This window comes from Candidatus Poriferisodalis sp. (genome assembly GCF_965205175.1).
Classification (GTDB): Bacteria; Actinomycetota; Acidimicrobiia; order Acidimicrobiales; family Poriferisodalaceae; genus Poriferisodalis.
Genome location: NZ_OZ242038.1, coordinates 423,713 through 442,027, shown reverse-complemented (window position 1 = coordinate 442,027; position 18,315 = coordinate 423,713). Strand labels below are relative to the sequence as shown.

Here is an 18,315-nt window from a genome sequence, read left to right as displayed (position 1 = left end):
CCCCTCACTCGCCGCGATGCAACTCGTACGGCAGCTGGCAGAAGGTGATGTTGCGATGCGTGAGGTCGCGCTGGGTGATGTACTTGCCAGCGGCGAATACCACCGCAGCGTTGCCGCGCCGCGCGATGCTGTCGGCCATATAGTCGAACAGCATCGCCTCGTTGCTGCGCAGCCACTCGATGTCAGGCCGATATATCAGGTAATAGTCGGTGCCGGACGCATCGTCACTGTAGAACGGTTCCCCGTCAACTTGCGATGGCGGCTCTCGCAGCGTGATCCCACAGGAAACGTAGAGCAAGTGCGCAGCGAGGTCAGAGTATTCGGGCAGTGACTCGCCGGTCAACATGTCTTCAGCATCGATGGGTTCGCCCAGGGTGCAGTAGGTGAAAGAGCCGCCCAGACCGGACCTCAGCGTTTCGTCCTTCGCGTTCGGCGTACCGTCGATGACCCGGCGTACCCGTTCGGCGGTAATGGTGTCGGCGTAGTCCTCGCACTCGACCATGATGAACTTGCGGTTGCCGCCGTCAGCATGGTTGAGTGCCAGAACCGCATGTGCGGTCGTGCCGCTTCCAGCAAAAGAATCCAGCACCACTGCATCAGGTTTGCGAACTATGTCCAGCAAATGCTGTATCAATTCGATAGGTTTAGGTTGGGAGAAAACGCCGCCGATCCCGAAGATGCACTTCAGCAATGAGGTGCCATCTTTGTTGAAACCAACGAGCTCAGGTTCGAGAAAAGTATCAGGTGGCTGCCCCTCCTGTACCTGTATCAAATATCGCTTGGCACGGGGCTCGGTACCAGAGAAGTCTAACTCGTCGTTCTGTTCCATCTCGCTGAGAGTGTCCTGTGAGTAACGAGGATAGCTGCCGGACGGTGCGCTCCAGGTCTGACCGTTACCGAAGGTATGCGTATACGTCTCGTAGAAATTGCGTGCGTGAAGCGGATCGAGCTTGTAGGGTCCGCGCCCATCGCCGTCGTCATGGGGGTACTTGTCGGTCTTGTCCCTCACAACGCGGATGTATCGGCTACGGTCGGCACCCCACCATTCCTTGTCGAGCGCGTAGACGTGAACATAATCTGTATTCAGATTGAAGTCCTTGCTGGAGTTTCTTACGGTGTGCATTGCTCGGCGCGAGAGGGTTGCAAAGAGATTGGCTTCGCCAAAGATCTCATCAAGCATCAGTCGGAGGTGATGCTGCTCGTTGTCGTCTATAGATATGAAGATGATGCCGTCGTCGGCGAGCAGCTGCTTGAGCAACTGGAGCCGTGGCCACATCATGCAGAGCCACTTGTCATGGCGTTCCAGATCCTCGCCGTCGACGATGCCGTTGCGTTCCAGCCATTCGCGCATGAGGGGGCTGTTCACGTTGTCGTTGTAGACCCAGCCTTCCTTGCCGGTGTTGTAGGGCGGGTCGATGTAGACACAGTTGATTCTGCCCGCGAAACGCGGCAGGAGCGCTTTGAGAGCCTCGAGGTTGTCGCCGTGGATGATGAGATTGTCGTCCGGCTCGCCCGCGTGCTGACCGTGCGACCTAGCGAGGTCGGGCAGTAGGGGTCGGTAGGGCACAGTCAGGTGATGCGCGTAGACGTGCGCCTTGCCCTTGAATTCAAGCGTGGGCATGAGCGTCGGCCCGAAGCGTTGTACATTTCACACCCGTGACGCTAGTCGGCCGGTGTGACACGAGCCGAGTTCAAATTTGCGGCGCTGACGGCGGACGCGTGGCTCTGCCCTGCATGGCGGCACGCAGACGCCGCGGTGTGGGGTTGCACGTGTGACATGCAGCAGCCTCGCTAGTCTCGCGGGAGACCCTGAGCGAAGAGGCGGGCGCAGTGTCGAGCGGCGAGCGGTGGTTCTGGCAGGAGATCGACGCAGGGGTCACCGCTGTCAGCGGCGACTTCGCCAAGGAATTCAAGAACGAGCCTGTCAAGGCGCCCGGCATCTTCGCGGCGGACCGGATTCCCCCTGAAGCGTCACTGCTGGTGCGCGAGGCCATTCAGAACTCGTGGGATGCGGCGCGCGAGCGGGGGGGGGGGGGGGTCATCGGCCCGAGAACTTCGCAGCGCGATTCCGGTTCCGCCAGCTTGAAGGCGACGCGCGTCGGCAATTCGCGGAGACACTCGGGTTGGACGATCTCGGGTACCGCGCTCGCGCCGTCACGCAAGCGAACGGCCGGGACGGTCGCCGGCGCCTTGGTCTTCTGCGTGAGCGGGACTGCCTGACGCAACTGGGCGAACAGCGACCGTTGCGCGTGCTCGAAATGTCCGAGGAGCACGGGGGCGGGATGAGCGGGCCGTGGAGCGGCGACAGGTCGAAGATGTACAAGGCGATGTGTTCGCTGGGCATCACGCCTTCGACCTCAGGTCGCGGCGGCTCCTACGGGTACGGCAAGGCGGGGCTGATCCGCGGCTCGGCAATACGCACTGTCGTGGCCTACACCTGCTTTCCCGAGCAGCGCGACGACCCGGGTGTGACCCGACGCTTGCTAGGCATGACCTACTGGGGCAGCCACGAGCTCGACGGGCGCAGCTTCAACGGCACACGTTGGTTCAGCGCCCGAACCTCAGGGGGCAAGGGCAGACCATGGGACAACGACGAGGCCGACGAGGTTGCTCAACGGCTGGGCATCTCGCGCCGACGCGCGAGGGTTCCTGCTGAGCTGGGGACGACGCTGCTGGTGATCGAGCCCACCGTCGATGCCGACGGCCTGCTGCGTGCCACCGAGCGCTACTGGTGGCCTGCGCTGTGCGACCGCCTCGTGCATTTCGAGGTGTCCGTCATGGACGAGTCGAGCGGCACCGGAGAGCGGTTACCGCGGCCGTCTCGTAACCCAGACTTGCAGCCGTTCATCATTGCGTTCGACAACGCGCTGTCGCCGCCGGACGCCAAGCGGGAGCACTACCGCGAGCATCGCCTCGGCGCAGTCGAAGGCGTCAAGCAGCCGGGCACGGTGGCGCTGGCATGCGACCCGGACGGCTGGTCGTTCCCTGCCGTCGGACCGAGCGCTGGTAGCGAAAACAACGCTGCTGTCCAGAACTCGGCCGACGAGACAGGCGACGAGTCCGCAGATCGGAGCGCCGATCTGATGACCGGAGACGTGTCGCATTGCAGCCTCGTGGCGCTCGTGCGCAGTCCGCGCATGGTGGTGGAGTACTACGAGGCCGCAAGAGCAGCGCCGCACATTCGAGGCACGTTCGTGGCATCGGAGGAGGCCGACGACAAGCTCCGAGACACGGAGCCGAAGGCCCACGATGCGTGGCACGCCGACTCGGATGCCGGGGATGTGGCGCCGGAGTCGGCGGCGTTGGCCAAGGCGGTGCTTCGCCGCATCAGCACCAACGTCAACAGGTTCCGCAAGGACATCAAGCCCAAGCCCAAGCCGAACCGCGACCTCAAGCTCCCAGTCTGGGACGAGCTGGCTCGACAGCTCGACGGCAGCGATCCAGCACCGGCACCCAGGCCGCAACCGAAACCGCAGGTGCGGCCGTTCCACATCCATCCAGGTGAGCGACTCGAGCCAGCGTCGAATGGCCGCGTCTGTGTGACGGGAAGGGCGGCAGTGAGCTTCAGCGAGCATCATGCAGTTGCCGATCCCGCTGCCGATCCCGCCGGCGACGTGATCGAGGTGCGCGTGCGTTACCAGTTCGAAGGCGCTGACCGCAAGGAAGCCGACGAAGTTGCCATGATCGTGACTGGGCCGGACGGCTTCGAGCCGGTTGAGGGCCGAGACGGTGCCTACCGCGGCCGACTGCTGCAGAACGAAGTGGCCATCTTCGAGTACGAGAGCGACCCGTACAACCCGGAGTGGTCTGGTGCCCTGAGCGTTGAGGCCGATCTGGTGCCAGACGGCCCGGGCAGGCGCCAGTGAGCAGCGAGCGCCGCACGGTTCGGCCGTTTGCGATTGACCCGAAGCTTGACGGGCTCTTCGACGACTCGGTGCTGCGGTTCGGCTCGCAAACGTGCTCGGCAGGGAGTTCTGTCGCCATTGACGACGACTTTGAGCGCTGCGCCGTCGGGCTGTGCTGGGCGGCCAATGACCAATTCGGCGATTTCGTGCATCGGTTGCGCACCGGGGTGCTGGATTCTGGCCTGCGATTGGAGGACACCAGCGTGGTAGTCTCGGCGCGTTCGGGCTACCTGAAGTCGCCCCGCGTCGTGTTTCGGCACTCGCTGGAGGATCCCAGCGCGCTCATCCCCGAGCCGCGGCTGGACGTCACGCCGACGGGTGAACGGCACGACGTGTTTCGCGCATCGACCCACGGAGTGGCGGTTGACGCTTACGTGGCGCTCGCCAGAACGCTGCCGCCGGATCAACGACGGCTGCTGGCGCCGTGGCGGGCTGGCACCTGGCTTGCGCATGCACGGTTTCGGGTCTCGACGCACGACGACGCAGAGCTGTTCCGGCCGCAACCGCTCGACGACACCAAGCGCAAGGAACTGCGGCTGCCCGAGGGTGCCGTCACCCATGCCGAGTTCGTCGGCGATGTCACCGACCCAACTGCCGACAGCGCCGATGTCTGCACCTTCTGGGTCGACGAGGCACTGCTGCAGTCCATCGACGCACAAGCCCGATCCGCCGCAGCGAACCTGTTGCAGCGCTGGTTGTTCGCCGAGTTCGCCTCGGCAGTGCTGCATCAGTACCGCATCGACATGGACGATTCGTCATCGAGGTCGGGCGACCTGGATGACCTGCGCACGAGCCTGTTCGGTCGTGTCGCGCGCCAGTTGGCCGGTCGCCATGCGAGCGACGAGGAGTTCACCGAGCTCGCACTTCGGTGTGCGAAGTCGCCCCACGCCGCGAGTGCGTTTGCTCAAGATCGCTTCGGGCTTCGCAAAGCTGCCATCTCTTCGCTGACGGCGGACGCGAAATGACCTATCCGCACCTGCCTGAGCGGACGGCCGTGAAGGTGGCCACTGAACGCGTGCGACTGATGTACGGACATGGGGCCTCCGTGCTGGACGACCTTGCGACAGACATTGAAGCAGGTGTTGATTGGGTCGGCATCGGGCCGCGTGTCGAGACCGGGCGCTTCGAACACGCGCGGGAGGAGATCGAAGCGCTGCTCTCCCAGCATCAACGCAATTCCAACCCTAGAGCTGCGACCGCCACGGCCAAGTTGGACGATGACCAACTGGAAGGCAAGGCGACCGTTCACGTGTTTGACGCGGTCGAAGCATCGCAAGCCGCGCCGTCCGCGCTCGACGATCCGGGCTTCTGGCGTTACCTGGCGCTAGCTCATCTGTGGAACTTCGCGGCGTGGAGAGAGCGGCGTGCGTTCACTGCAGTGCCAGATGACAGCGGCACGCTCACGGTGCCCAAGAATCTCGGCGACTATGTTGACGGCAAAAGGCAAGCTGTATGCGTGCCGCTGCGGATGTTCCTGCGGGTGCGCTGCTTGGGCGGAACATCGCATGCAGGCCTGGCCAGCGCCGTGCGACAAGGCACGGACTTCTGGCGCAGCCACATTCTGCGTGTCGTGGCCGGCGAGCATCCGACCATCGTGCGCGCCATGGTTCGACGACAAGCTGACGAATCCACGCGACTCAACACCGGTTCAGTGCGCGAGTTCGCCAAGGAGTTGAATCGCACCTTGGTCAACGTGGTGCCTGCGATGCTCGACGACGATGCCGCCGATGAGCTGGTGGGTGAACTGTGGCAGCGTCACTTGAACACACAGCAGTCGACATGAGCACTGTCGTTGCGCAAGAACGCCGGCTGCTGCGCGTGGTCCCGGTCGGTCGCTATCGGTTGGCCGCGGCCATTGACCCGTGGGCCGTGCCAGTGCTCAACGACGAGCTTGTGCGAGCCATTGCCGACGAGGCGTGCAACGACCCGCTCGGTGCATGGTGGAAGGCGGTGCTCGCTGGCGCCGAGCCGTTCGCCTTGTGCAACGGCGGCTCGGATACCGGCGCACTGCTCTAGACTGAGGGCGACCATCCCGGGGCCTTCACCAGCGCGTCTGCGCCGCAGCCTGGCTGGATGTCGAACTCAGCGGTGGGCGAACGCCGTTTGCCAGTGCTGCGCCATGGCACGTCCCGTGACGACCCGGCGCCGCTTCGTGTCGTGGACTTGTTCTGCGGCGTGGGCGGACTGACGGCCGGGGCGAGGCTCGCGGCGGCGGAGCTGGGCCGGCAGGTGCGCTGCGAGCTGGCAGTTGATGCCGACAGCGACGCATTGGCCGTCTTCGCTCGGAATCACGGAGCACGGCGGCGCTGCGATGAGTCGGTGCAGAGCTTGGTCGACTATCGCGTGCGAGGCGAGGGCGGTGACGCTGCGTTCGTGTATCCGCCGGAACTGCTCGACCCCGACATCGCGCAGCGCTGCGCCGATGCGGATCTCGTGCTGGCTGGCCCGCCATGCCAAGGTCACTCCAACTTGAACAACCACACGCGTCGCAACGACCGACGGAACCACTTGTATCTGAGCGCAGTGGCGTTCGCACTTGCGGCCCGAGCGCGGGCCGTCGTCATCGAGAACGTGGTCTCGGTGCTGCACGATGCCGGCCGTGTGGTGGACGGCGCACGGGTGCTGCTGGAAGCGCACGGCTACGAGGTCACCGACGGCGTGCTCGCTGCCGACGACATGGGGTGGCCGCAGACCCGACGGCGGCATTTTCTGGTTGCCCGACTGCTCGCAGATCAGCCCGGCGGCGACGGGTGTGCTGACGGTCCGGTCGCACTCGATGCCGTCGCCGCAGCATTGCGAGAGCAGTCGTGCCGTTCGGTCATGTGGGCTATCGGAGGCGGCCAGCGGCTGTCGCACGATCCGTGGCTGCACGAGCAAACGGAACTGACGCAGAAGAACCGAGACCGCATTGACTGGCTCTTCGAGAACGACGAGCACAACTTGGCGCTCGAAGAGCGACCCGACTGTCACCGCAACGGCACGACCTACGGCGCAACGTACGGACGCATGCGAGCGGACCGGCCGGCGCCCACGATCACCACCGGCTACACAACACCCGGCCGCGGCCGGTTCGTCCACCCGCACGAGCCGCGCACGCTGACCCATGCCGAAGCGGCCCGTCTGCAAGGCTTCCCCGACACGTACTGCTTCGAACCGGCGCCCGGCCGCCCCGCCACGCGAGCGCAGCTGTCGAAGTGGATCGGCAACGCTGTCCCGGCCCCGCTCGGCCACGCCGCCGCCCTCAGCGCCCTCCTCCCAGCCCTCGCCCCACCCAAGGAGCCAGCAGTCAATCCGTCGGAAGCGAACCCGCAGCCGCCCCCTGAGCAGCGATAGCCGCGCGGCAATACTCAAGCCACGTGACGGTGATGTTGGCTGTCAATCTCGCTGCGGGCAGCGAACATCAACGCGTTCGGCGATCGCGCAGGCGAGATTTCGGTAGTCTTGGTGACAGCCCTTGACGGCGTTCATGTGGCCGCCTACAGCGCCATCAGCGGGCTTCAGTAAGAACATCGGCTTGCGGGCATCCTGTGCGTAAGGCATAAGGCTCCGGTAGTTCTTGAGCAGTCCGAGACAGTGTGTATCCTCCTCAACAAGCCGGGTGCCGCGTGCGTCGTGTTGACTCAAGATCGCAGTACGATACTCGGCCGGAATGGCATCCGTCCAGCGCGCATAAGCCTTGACCGGTCGATCAAGGCGAACTGCGTGTTGCTGCACGACGTAGCCGATTGGTGTCATCTGTCCGCTTGGCAGCTTCAGTTCATTGAGTTCATCAGTCGTATTCGCTTTCTCTAGACGCTGACTCCAATCCTTCCTCCAATCTCGAAGCGTCGGTCCCAAATTGCGGAGGCCTTGGAGCGAATACAAGTCGGGTGCCAAGGGTACCACGACATAGTCCGCAGCAATGAGTGCAGCTCTGTTGATGGCACCTAGGTTCGGCCCGACATCAACGAGCACAAGCTGAGCCCCAACAGCCTTGCGCGCCATGTGAAGCATGCGACCGAATGCCGAAATCACACGAAATGCACGCATCTTTCCGTCCAAACACGACGGCCATTGGCTGGAGAACTCGTCCTCGGCTACGGAAAGTTTGAGGTCGCCTGGTACGAGATATAAGTCCGTATCCGCCTCATGAGTTTCCGGGATGTTGACATCACCAGTGCCGTCCAGCTGCGGCTTCAGAGCGCCGTAGACCGTCTTCCTTGGCTGAGTTGATGACCAGAGGTCGTCGATCTCTTCTTCGTCGACGAACATGATCGTCAGGTTCGCTTGCGGATCGAGGTCCGCCGCGATAACGGTGACGCCCAGTTGTGCGTACATCCACGCGAGGTGGTATACGAGCGAAGTTTTGCCAACTCCGCCCTTGTTGTTGAAGAAGGCGACAGTGGTCATCGCGCTGGCCTCAAGGTCACGAGCACATGGCCGTGCCCGACATCGAAATCGGCTTCGGGGTTACCATTCGACGCAAGTGCCCTTCTTGCTGCGGGGATGCCGTAGCCGAAACGCTGCGCGAAGCCGAGATTGTGCATGATCTCCGCTATCAGCGGGTTGCGGTAGTCGGTGGCACGGGTGCCAAGTTGCTCTGGAGTTACACGGCCGTACAAGCCTCCCGGACTCTCGATGGCGACGCGATCTGCGTACCAGTACAACCTCGTGGGCGCATTGGTGTTCTCATAGGAGCGATGCATGATGGCGTTGAAGGCAAGTTGGCGCAACGCTTCCAGCGGGTAGTCGGGGAACCGCTGTTCGCGCGGACCCGACACAATATCGAGCCGCGTCTCGATGTTGACCTGCAGGAGCTGGCTGAGGGCTTTGAGCACGCCCTCTAGTTGACCGACCAGCGTCGTGTTGCTGCGGACGGGGTCAGTTATTTCAGTACCGTCGAATCGTACGAACTGTACGTACGCGCCGGGCAGCCAGCGTAGCGGATCGTGGCCGAATGCAAGCAGCGCACCATTGGTTGGCTCGTGGCCAACAAGCAAGCGTAGCGCATGCATTTGATCTTCGAGCGAGCGCTGATTCTCCTCGAGTACATCGGCAGCAATTGCAGATGGGATGTACTCGCGTTCGACATACGCGTCGTCCAAATCCCGTAGCACTGCCGATGACCTCGGTCGCAGATCGAAGTGAACGTCACGACCGCGCCGGCGTTCGGCGAGGCGACGCTCGTCTTCGGGCACCGCTCGCCGCACGGTGGGTCCGACTCGCACCCACACTCTCCCGTCGTAGCGAACCGGCGGATCCGATGCCGGCTGCACTGTCACGACGGCGACATCGCAGCCATTGAGGGTGCGGCGCTCGACGTCCATGGAAGGAATCGGGAGCGTCTTGCCATCGCCACGAATGTTCGCGAGACGCGTGAGGAGGTTGTCGTCGACCCGCAGGCCAGCGCACTCCCCCTCATCAGTGACACCCACGAACAGGACACCCGGCTTGTCGCGTCCAGCCAAGTCGTTGGCGAAGGCGCAGATGGTCCTTCTGGCCTTCTCGGTGTCCGACAACGATTCCTTGCGCTCAACGAGGTCCGACTCCAAGTCAGTCATCATGGCTGCAAGCTCGTCGTCGGAATATGCGAGTTGCTCCACATCGGCAGTATACACGTCAATGTCACCGAGGCTGATCCGAATGAAGGGGATCGGAGTCTGCGGCATCGGTGAGCGGGTCGGTCTCAGGGCTCAGCGGGACGTGCGCGACGGCAGCGTCAGCCCAGCCGGCTGCTCAGGCCTGCACACGGCACGGCTTGCGGCAGTGCCGCTCGCGGTACGGCTGCAGCCGGTGGCTCTCGCGGGGGCAGGCGGGTCGTAGTCTGGGACTCGGGCAGATTTCTCGGGCCGGGAACGGCTGGCCGCAGCGTGCCGGCGATGCTCCGGCTGCCGAGCAGCGACGCCAAGTTGCGATATCTGGAGGCTCTTGATGTCTGAGTACCGCGCTCCTGTGGACGACATGGCTTTCGTGCTCGAGCACGTGGCGGACCTCGGCGGCCTGAGCATGCACGAGCAGTTCGCGCACGTGGACGCAGACACCGCACGAGCACTGCTCGACGAGGCGGGCCGGTTCATGTCCGCCGAGGTCGCCCCGCTGAACGCGCTCGGCGACCAGCAGGGGCTCCGCTTCGACGACGGCGTGATCACCCATCCCGACGGCTTCGCCGATGCCTACCGCAAGTTCGTCGGCGCCGGCTGGAACGGCATGGCCTTCGACCCGGAGTTCGGCGGCGGCGGGATGCCGTGGTGCGTCGGCCTCGCCGTCCAAGAAATGCTGACCTCGGCCAACATGGCCTTCAGCCTGTGCCCGCTGCTGACCCAGGGCGCCATCGACGCCTTGGTTCATCACGCCGACGAGACGCTGCAGCAGACGTTCTTGCCCAAGATGATCAGCGGCGACTGGTCCGGCACCATGAACCTGACCGAGCCGCACGCCGGCTCCGACGTGGGAGCGCTCACCAGCCGCGCTGTTCCGCAGCCCGACGGCAGCTACCGCATCACCGGCACCAAGATCTTCATCACCTACGGCGAACACCAGCTCACCGACAACATCGTCCACCTGGTGCTGGCCCGCACACCGGATTCCCCGCCCGGCACGCGAGGCATCAGCCTGTTCCTGGTGCCCAAGCGTCTCGTGAACCCCGACGGCTCGCTGGGGCCTCGAAACGACCTGCGCGCCGTGTCCACCGAGCACAAGATCGGCATCCACGCCAGCCCCACCTGCGTGATGTCCTACGGCGACGAGGGCGGTGCCGTCGGTTACCTCGTCGGCCCCGAGCACGGCGGCATGCGCGCCATGTTCACGATGATGAACAACGCCCGCCTGTCGGTGGGGCTGCAAGGACTGTCCCTCACCGAACGGGCATACCAGCAAGCACGCGAGTACGCGCTGACCCGCAAGCAGGGCCGGGCCATCGGCGCCGAGCTGCCGCCCGGCGAAGCCTCGCCGATCGTGGATCACGCAGACGTGCGCCGGACGCTGCTCACGATGCGGGCCAACGCCGAGGCCATGCGCTGCGTGATGTACCTGAACGCAGCGGCTATCGACCGCAGCGCCGTGGCGACCGACCCGGACGAGCGCGCACGCGCCGAAGAGCTCACGGCGATCCTGACGCCGATCAGCAAGGGCTGGGGCACCGACCTCGGCGTTGAGATGACCTCGCTCGGCGTGCAGGTACACGGCGGCATGGGCTACGTCGAGGAAACCGGCGCTGCGCAGCATTGGCGCGACAGCCGGATTGCGCCGATCTACGAGGGCACCAACGGCATCCAGGCCGCTGACCTGGCGTTCCGCAAGCTGCCGCTCGACGGCGGCAAGGCCGTGGCACGACTGATCGACGAAATGGGAGCGACGGCGGGCGCCTTGGCCCGCAGCGACCATGTTGGTCTGGCGGCGATCGGCGCCGCGCTCCACGACGGCGTGGCAGCACTGGGCGACGCAGCGATGTGGCTGGGCGCCCAGCTTGCGGCGGCGCCCAACGACGTGGCTGCCGGCTCGTCGCCGTTCATGCGGCTGGCCGGCATTGTGGCCGGAGGCTGGCTGCTCGGCCGGAGTGCGCAAGCGGCCGCCGGACTGCTCGCGCAGCAGGGCCTGACCCCGGAACAGGCCGCCACAGCAGCGGGCTCGGCCTCGACGGCCCGCAGCGACGGCCCGTCGCCGCAGTTCTTGGCAGACAAGATCACGACCGCCCGCTTCTATGCCGACCAGATACTGCCGACGGCACGCGGACTGGTGCCGGCGGTCACCGGCGGCGCAGCGCTGTTCTACGCCATCCCGGCCGACCGGCTCTGAGCGACGGCTCATGGCGTGCGGGCAGCGTCGACGACACAGCACGACCGCCTGCGGCGACGCTGCGCTGCGGCTGGCGCGTCAGCCGCCGCACGTCGGGTGCCGCAGGTTAGGTGCCGCGATGCCGGACCGGGAGGGCCGCATCGAGCAAGCGACCCATGCTGAACCAGATACATGCTGAACAAGACTGAAGTACCCCACACTGCAGGCGCCGTCGCAGCGCCGCTGCCGTCGACAGGGGACAGCTACCAGCGACTTCGCGCCTTCTTTGAGCGCTCGGGGCCGGTGGTGGTGGCATTCAGCGGCGGCGTGGACTCCGCATTGGTGGCGTGGACGGCCAGCTCGGTGCTGGGCGACGATGCGCTGTGCGTAACGGCGGTCTCAGCGAGTCTCGCCTCCGATGAGGCCGTGGCCTGTGCAGCCCTCGCGGCTGAGTGGGGACTCGCATGGCAGACCGTGGAGACCGACGAGATGTCGCGGGCGGCATACCGCGTCAACGACTCCGACCGGTGCTTCCACTGCAAGTCGGCGCTGATGGACCGGCTGGTGCCCTTGGCGGCCGCACACGACGCGACGGTGGTGCTCGGTGTGAACCTCGACGACTTGGGCGATCACCGGCCGGGCCAGCGGGCCGCACGCGACCGCGGCGCTCGCTTCCCGCTGGTGGAAGCAGGCTTCGCCAAGTCAGACGTGCGCAGCCTCAGCGCCGAGCTGGGCTTGCGCACTTGGGACAAGCCGGCAGCGGCCTGTTTGGCCTCGCGGGTGCCCTACGGCACCGCAGTGACCGTGCCGCTGCTGGCGAAGCTGGACCGGGCCGAAGCAGCACTGCGCCGCCTGGGCTTCGGCCAGCTGAGAGTGCGCGACTACCAGGACACGGCCCGCATCGAGCTGCCGCTGGACGACCTGGCAGCAGCGCTGCGACAGCGTGAGGCGGTGGTCGAGGCGATACAGGGCGTCGGCTACCGCTACGTCACGCTCGACTTGGAGGGCTTCCGCTCCGGCAATCTCAACAGCGTCTTGGCTGACACCACGGTTTCTTCTGCTGTCGAGGTCGAACGATGAGTCGGGTCGAACGATGAGCGCTGTCTGTCGCCAATCGGGTTCAGGCGCCGCGCACGCCGCAGCCGCGCAGGTCGCAGCCGGCACTCTCGTCGTCAGCCGACCGATGAGCCCGACTGGGCGTCAGCACTTCGTCCAGGGACGGCACGCGTTCGGGTTCCTCGCCGTCAGCCGACTGGCGAGCGCAATTGGGTATCGGCACCGCGAGGACTCAGCCGAGGACGCAGCGCGGGTGCGGTCGGCGCTTGCGGCTCGGGCCGACCGATGAACTCACAGGCGGGCGCATGAACCCAGCGGCGGGCGCAACGGTCGGTGAACGCGGTGCTGTCTCGCCGGCCGATATCCCGATGCCTCGCACGTTGGAGGAAGCGGCGCAGCTGCTCGGCGACGCTGCGGTTGCAGCGCTGCCTGGCTGGGTGGAGCGGTGCGTCGTCGCGGCGTGCGAGCGTGCAGGGTGCAGCGCTGCGGACCTCAATGCCCGGGCGGCCGCGGCGGGCGAGCGCTGCGCGGCCGAGATCGCTCCGACCCTACGAGAGCTGCTGGCGACCGACGTTGACGAGCAGCGGACCACGCCGCTGAGCGTGCTGCGCAGCGCAGTGCGCTACCCGACGCAGGTGCTGGCCGAGGGCGGCGTGCCCGCTCCTCGGCGTGACGAATTCGACGCAGCCCGCTTCCCCGACGACCCCTACGGGCTGACGCCCGCCTCGTTCGCTGACCTCACCCCTGCGCTTGGCCCCGTCGGCATCGCGTGGGGGGCCGCCAAGGCGTTCGAGGTGCTGCAGCGCCGTCGCACGGCCGAGCCTGCGAGGCGCACAGACAGAGCCGAGCCTGCGAGGCGCACAGACAGAGCCGAGCCTGCGGGGCACGCAAACGCGGCCGAGCCGTTGGCGCGCAGCGACATCGGCGCGCAGCGGTGACCTCGTTCGGCGAGCAGCGAGCGGCGCTGGTCGCCACCGCTGACGCAAGTGAACTTCCGGCGTCGCTGTCGTCGTTGACCGACGCCTGGTTGGCCGAGCGCTTTACAGCAGAGGCCGTTGTGTGCGGTCTCGCCGATCCGCGCAGCGACCGCGCCCCGCAGACGGACGCACCTCCGGACCGCACATCGCCAGGCAGCGCACCTGAGTCCGGCGAACCCCAAGCCAGCCCACCCTGGGTCAGCGCACGCAGGGATCCTTCGCCCGAACACAAAGCCGTGATGGCCGGTGCCGGTGTCGCACTCGTGGCCGTCGGCGGATACGGCCGCGGCGAGCTGTGTCCGGGCAGCGACATCGACTTGCTCCTGGTACACGACGACATCGACACCGGCAGCTTCGCGGACCGCATCTGGTACCCGATCTGGGATGAGAAGCTCAAGCTCGGGCACGCTGTGCGCTCGCTCGCTGCCACGCTGGAGCTGGCTGCCTCGGACATCGACACGGCAACCGCCATCGCAGATGCGCGCCACCTTGCAGGCGACGAGTTGCTGACCGAACGCCTCATCAACGGCGTGAAGGCCGACTGGCGCGACAACGCCACCCAGCGGCTTGAGGCCCTGCAGCGGGCCGTGCGGCGACGGCACAGCCGCAACGGCGAAGTGGCGTTCTTGCTGGAACCCGACCTCAAGGCCGGTCGCGGCGGGTTGCGCGATGCGCACGCGATCAGATGGGCGCGTCTGGCAGGCGCACAGCTTCCCTCCGCCGACACCGAACGCCTCGATGCCGCCTACCGCACGCTGCTGCGGATCCGGACCGAGCTGCATCGCACCGTCGGCTGGCGCAGCGACGTGCTGTCCGCCGACGACCAGGACGGCGTGGCTGAGCGTCTGGGCGCAGCCGACGCAGATGCCCTCATGGCCGAGGTCGCAGCGGCCGGGCGCATCGTCGCGTTCTTGTCGGACCAGCTGTGGTCGAGCGTTGCCCGCCAGCAAGCAGAGCGCGTGGTCCCTGAAGTCGACGTCGCCGGACTGTCGGTGCGAGACGGCGAGCTGGTGATCGACGGCGACCCGGCGACTGACGTGGTGCTCGTGCTGCATGCGGCAGTGCAGTCCGCTCGGGGGAACGTGCCGATCAGCCGCGCCAGCCTCGACAAGCTCTCACAGCGGCAGGCACAGTTTCCGGATCCGTGGCCCCAAGGCGCTCGCTCGCTCTTCGTCGAACTGCTGCGTTGCGGGCACAAGGCCGTGGGCGTGATCGAGACGCTCGACTACTTCGACGTGTGGACTCGGGTGCTGCCCGAGTGGGCGCCGAACCGGCACCGGCCCCAGCGTTCCCGCTACCACCGCTTCACCGTGGACCGGCACTTGCTGGAAGCCGTAGCGGAGGCAGCGCGCCTCACCCATCGAGTGGCTCGACCGGACCTGTTGCTCATGGGCGCCTTGCTGCACGATCTCGGCAAGGGCTATCCGGGCGATCACACGCAGGCGGGCATGCGGCTGGCGGGCCCGATCGCTCGGCGCTGCGGCTGGCGTCCGGACGACGCTGACACGCTGGTGCGTCTGGTGCAGCATCACCTGTTGCTGACCGACGTCGCCACCCGACGCGACCTCGACGACCCGCTGACGGTTGCCACGGTCGCGCGTGCAGTGCAGACCTCGGAGTTCCTGGAGCTCTTGGCTGCGATGACCGAGGCGGACTGCTTGGCGACAGGTCCCATGGCGTGGGGGGACTGGACGGCCAGCCTGGTGACGACGCTGGTGGAGTTGACCGCCGAGCACCTGAGCGGTGCTGATCCGGCGCCGTCGCTCCACCATCGGCTTCATCGTCGGCTGCTCACCGAGGAGGTGATGGAGCTCATGGCAGCAGGCGACACGGCGATGCGTGTCGACAACGACGTGCTCACCGTGGTCGCGCCCGACGAGCGGGGCCTGTTCAGCCGAGCCGCAGGCGTGCTGGCACTGCGTGGACTCGACGTGCTGCAGGCCGATGCGTACTCGAGCCCGGCGGGCATGGCGGTGTCGTCGTTCCGCATCGTTCCGCCGGAAACGCCAGTGGACTGGGAGCGGGTCGTCTTCGATGTACGCCGGTCGCTGCGGGGCCACTTGGCGCTGGAAGCACGCATCGCCGAGCGAGCCCGGGTGTACCGGCGCAGGCGTGCGCTCGCTGCAACACGCGCCGCTACGAGTGTCACGTTCGACGCAGCGTCGGCAACCGGGGCGACGATCGTGGAGGTCCGAACCGAGGATCACATCGGCGTGCTGTACAAGCTCACGCGGGTGCTGGCCGAGATGGGCTTGGACATTCGATCTGCCAAGATCCAGACGCTGGCGAACGAGGTGGTCGACTCGTTCTACGTGGTGGGTCCCGACGGGCCGGTCATCGAGGAGGCGCACCAGCGAGAAGTGGAGCTGGCGCTGAGGCACGCCTTGGACTAAGGCCCGCGCAGCAGGTCATGCTGTGCTTGCAGCCGTTTACTCTGGTTCCTGCTGACGCAGCGGTTTACTCTGGTTCCTGCCGGCGCAGCCGTTTACTCTGGTTCCTGCTGACGCAGGAACTGCTCCAACTCCATGATGAGGCCGTCGGGGTTGGCGACGGTCTCACTGAAGTCGTCTACCGCTTCGGCGGCCGATTCTTCGAGAATCTGCTGCGCGTACTGCGCCAGCGTTTCATCGCCGGCCACCAGTTCGTCGATCTGGTGGCCGTAGCTGGCGGCGGCGCTGTGCAGTTCGGACTCGCCGAGCGCAATGCCCAGGAACTGCCCGACCCGCTCGGCGAGCGCCAAGGCAGCCTTGGGCGAGGGGTAGTTGTGGACGTAGGTGGGAACCGTTGCCCAGAACGAGACGCTGTCGAAGCCCGCCCGGTGGCACGCGTCGTTCAGGACGCCGATGATCCCCGTGGGACCTTCGTAGGTGGACTGGCGAAGCCCCATGTTCAAGTTGAGGGCGGTGTTGTTGGATGCGCCCACGACGTTGACCGGCGCGCTGTGGTGGGTGTCGGTGAGCAGCGCTCCCAGCGTGACCACCGTCGAGACGCCCAGCGATGTGGCCATCTCGATGATGACCTCGCAGAACGTGCGCCATCTCAGCCGAGGCTCCACGCCGAGCAGCGTCACCACGGGACGTCCGTCGTCAGCCTCGCCGATCCGCACGTCGGGCGTGGGCCAGTCGATCTGTCGTTGTCCATCGACGACGTGCACGCTGGGTCGAACCGAAGCGAAGTCGTAGAAGAACTCCGGGTCGATCTGGGCCACTGGATGGCAGCGGAATCGACGACGCAGGAACTTGGCGGATTCGGTGGCGGCGTCGCCGGCGTCGTTCCAACCCGAGAACGCTGCGATCAAGATGGCGTCGTCGGCGGACTCGGGCCGCTCGAACCACTCAAGATGACCCACGTCGGCGAGGCTAGCGGCGCGCCCCGCTGTGGTTGGCCCCTCAGCCCCGTGCCAGCCCTACGCTGCGCCTCGTGCCAGACCGTGTCAAGACAGCGGGTGTCGAAACAGCAACGCGCGATGCCGGTGCATGTGATGACGGCGCCTGTCAGATAGAGGTGTGCGAGGTCGTGGACGATGCGTTGGTGGCGGCGTTCGCTCGACTGCACCCGCAGCTGTCGAGTTCGCCGGCACCAGACGCTGCAGCGCTCGCCCGCATCGTCGAGCACCCGGCCACGACCGTGCTGCTCGCCCGCTCCACGCTCGCTGCGTCGCACAGCACAGCGGCCGCGACGGCGCCCGGTGAGATCGTCGGAGCGATGACGCTCGTGCTCTTCCCGCTCCCCAGCGGCTTGCGGGCCTGGATCGAAGACGTCGTGGTGGATGCATCGTCGCGAGGCCGGGGCATCGGTGCTGCGCTCAACCGACATGCCATCGAGATCGCCCGCGAAGCTGGCGCACGCACCGTGGATCTGACCTCTCGGCCAGACCGAGCGCCCGCCAACCGCCTGTACGCCAGACTCGGCTTCAACCGGCGGAACACCAACGTCTACCGGCTCGACCTGTAGCGGCGATGTGGGCGCGCACGCGTCAACGTGTCACCGTGGGTTGCGTCATCTCTGAACTGCAACAGCGTGAACTGCAACACTCCGAGCCGCAGCATCTCGATTCGAGCCACACCGAGGAGGCCGCCGCACCATGGATCCAGACATCATCACTCAAGACAGTCTCCGTCTGGGCCTGAATCTGGGCCTGTTCGTGCTGCGGGTCGTCGTGGGAGTCACGCTGGCGCTGCACGGTGTCGCCAAGTTCCGCGGCGGCATCCGCGGCGTGGGCAACTGGTTTGACGCAGAGGGCCTGCGCCCGGGGCTGCTGCACGCCTGGCTGGCGGCCTGCGTGGAGATCGGCGCCGGCCTTGGATTGGCACTGGGCCTGTTGACGCCGTTCAGCGCCATGGCCTTCGTCGGTGTCATGGCTACCGCCGGCTGGGTCGGTCACCGCACGAACGGCTTCTTCATCATCCGCGAAGGATGGGAGTACGTGTTCGTGCTGGCTGCTGCTGCCGCGGCGGTGGCGGCCACCGGTCCCGGCGAGTGGTCGGTAGACCATGCGTTGGGCCTTGCGTGGCACGGGCCGGCCTGGCTCGCTGTCGCAGCGGCCGGCGGACTGATCTCCGCGGTGTCGCTGCTGGCGGTGTGCTACCGGCCGAGTGCCCCGTCGGAGCAGTGAACCGCGCGCC

18 protein-coding genes are annotated in these 18,315 nt (G+C 66.2%); 14 read left to right on the top strand and 4 right to left on the bottom strand.

Features of this window, described 5'->3' with window-relative positions; genetic code table 11:
* Positions 1–4 precede the first annotated feature (4 nt).
* Positions 5–1,621 (bottom strand): site-specific DNA-methyltransferase, encoded by a 1,617-nt coding sequence (locus ACOGI4_RS01885; protein WP_419842269.1) that lies wholly within the window; start codon positions 1,619–1,621, stop codon positions 5–7.
* Positions 1,622–1,830: 209 nt separating this feature from the next.
* Here ACOGI4_RS01885 and ACOGI4_RS01880 point away from each other — a divergent pair, with 209 nt between their 5' ends.
* From ACOGI4_RS01880 to ACOGI4_RS01855, 6 genes are read left to right on the top strand one after another with little or no spacing between them, the layout of a single operon-like run.
* Positions 1,831–2,220 carry a hypothetical protein gene (locus tag ACOGI4_RS01880; RefSeq protein ID WP_419842268.1) on the top strand — a complete coding sequence of 130 codons (390 nt, stop codon included), beginning with the start codon at positions 1,831–1,833 and terminating at the stop codon, positions 2,218–2,220.
* A gap of 23 nt (positions 2,221–2,243) precedes the next feature.
* Positions 2,244–3,866, top strand: coding sequence for a hypothetical protein (locus tag ACOGI4_RS01875; RefSeq protein ID WP_419842267.1), 1,623 nt, complete (start codon positions 2,244–2,246; stop codon positions 3,864–3,866).
* Positions 3,863–4,870, top strand: coding sequence for a hypothetical protein (locus ACOGI4_RS01870; RefSeq protein ID WP_419842266.1), 1,008 nt, complete (start codon positions 3,863–3,865; stop codon positions 4,868–4,870). The genes ACOGI4_RS01875 and ACOGI4_RS01870 overlap by 4 nt, the downstream gene beginning before the upstream one ends.
* Positions 4,871–4,899: 29 nt before the next feature.
* Positions 4,900–5,688 carry a hypothetical protein gene (locus tag ACOGI4_RS01865; RefSeq protein ID WP_419842265.1) on the top strand — a complete coding sequence of 263 codons (789 nt, stop codon included), beginning with the start codon at positions 4,900–4,902 and terminating at the stop codon, positions 5,686–5,688.
* Positions 5,685–5,921, top strand: coding sequence for a hypothetical protein (locus ACOGI4_RS01860; RefSeq protein WP_419842264.1), 237 nt, complete (start codon positions 5,685–5,687; stop codon positions 5,919–5,921). The genes ACOGI4_RS01865 and ACOGI4_RS01860 overlap by 4 nt, the downstream gene beginning before the upstream one ends.
* Before the next feature lie 57 nt (positions 5,922–5,978).
* Entirely contained in the window at positions 5,979–7,238 is a 1,260-nt protein-coding gene (locus ACOGI4_RS01855; protein ID WP_419842263.1) for a DNA cytosine methyltransferase, read from the top strand.
* A 42-nt stretch (positions 7,239–7,280) separates the two neighbouring features.
* Here the strand turns inward: ACOGI4_RS01855 and ACOGI4_RS01850 are convergent, their stop codons facing one another.
* Positions 7,281–8,294 carry a ParA family protein gene (locus tag ACOGI4_RS01850; RefSeq protein ID WP_419842262.1) on the bottom strand — a complete coding sequence of 338 codons (1,014 nt, stop codon included), beginning with the start codon at positions 8,292–8,294 and terminating at the stop codon, positions 7,281–7,283.
* Entirely contained in the window at positions 8,291–9,487 is a 1,197-nt protein-coding gene (locus ACOGI4_RS01845; RefSeq protein ID WP_419842261.1) for an RNA-binding domain-containing protein, read from the bottom strand. Before ACOGI4_RS01845 ends, ACOGI4_RS01850 begins: the two co-directional genes overlap by 4 nt.
* Positions 9,488–9,527: 40 nt before the next feature.
* On the opposite strand from ACOGI4_RS01845, the gene ACOGI4_RS01840 reads away from it, so the two are divergent.
* From ACOGI4_RS01840 to ACOGI4_RS01815, 6 genes are all read left to right on the top strand, one after another.
* Complete coding sequence (locus tag ACOGI4_RS01840) at positions 9,528–9,707, top strand: hypothetical protein (RefSeq protein WP_419842260.1); 180 nt, start codon at positions 9,528–9,530, stop codon at positions 9,705–9,707.
* 108 nt (positions 9,708–9,815) lie between these two features.
* On the top strand, positions 9,816–11,678 hold the full coding sequence (locus ACOGI4_RS01835) for an acyl-CoA dehydrogenase (RefSeq protein WP_419842259.1): 1,863 nt from the start codon (positions 9,816–9,818) through the stop codon (positions 11,676–11,678).
* A 171-nt stretch (positions 11,679–11,849) separates the two neighbouring features.
* Positions 11,850–12,737 (top strand): ATP-dependent sacrificial sulfur transferase LarE, encoded by an 888-nt coding sequence (gene larE / locus ACOGI4_RS01830; protein WP_419842258.1) that lies wholly within the window; start codon positions 11,850–11,852, stop codon positions 12,735–12,737.
* 13 nt (positions 12,738–12,750) lie between these two features.
* A complete protein-coding gene (locus ACOGI4_RS01825; RefSeq protein WP_419842257.1) occupies positions 12,751–13,002 on the top strand; it encodes a hypothetical protein in 252 nt (83 codons plus the stop codon).
* Between the two features lie 16 nt (positions 13,003–13,018).
* Positions 13,019–13,651, top strand: coding sequence for a hypothetical protein (locus tag ACOGI4_RS01820; RefSeq protein WP_419842256.1), 633 nt, complete (start codon positions 13,019–13,021; stop codon positions 13,649–13,651).
* Positions 13,648–16,083 (top strand): [protein-PII] uridylyltransferase, encoded by a 2,436-nt coding sequence (locus ACOGI4_RS01815; protein WP_419842255.1) that lies wholly within the window; start codon positions 13,648–13,650, stop codon positions 16,081–16,083. Before ACOGI4_RS01820 ends, ACOGI4_RS01815 begins: the two co-directional genes overlap by 4 nt.
* Positions 16,084–16,175: 92 nt before the next feature.
* Here the strand turns inward: ACOGI4_RS01815 and ACOGI4_RS01810 are convergent, their stop codons facing one another.
* Positions 16,176–17,039, bottom strand: a complete 864-nt coding sequence (locus ACOGI4_RS01810; RefSeq protein ID WP_419842254.1) for a PAC2 family protein — start codon at positions 17,037–17,039, stop codon at positions 16,176–16,178.
* Positions 17,040–17,110: 71 nt separating this feature from the next.
* On the opposite strand from ACOGI4_RS01810, the gene ACOGI4_RS01805 reads away from it, so the two are divergent.
* Positions 17,111–17,644, top strand: a complete 534-nt coding sequence (locus tag ACOGI4_RS01805) for a GNAT family N-acetyltransferase (RefSeq protein WP_419842253.1) — start codon at positions 17,111–17,113, stop codon at positions 17,642–17,644.
* 130 nt (positions 17,645–17,774) lie between these two features.
* Positions 17,775–18,305: a DoxX family protein gene (locus ACOGI4_RS01800; protein ID WP_419842252.1), complete on the top strand. Its 531-nt coding sequence runs from the start codon at positions 17,775–17,777 to the stop codon at positions 18,303–18,305.
* The last annotated feature ends 10 nt before the right edge of the window (positions 18,306–18,315 follow it).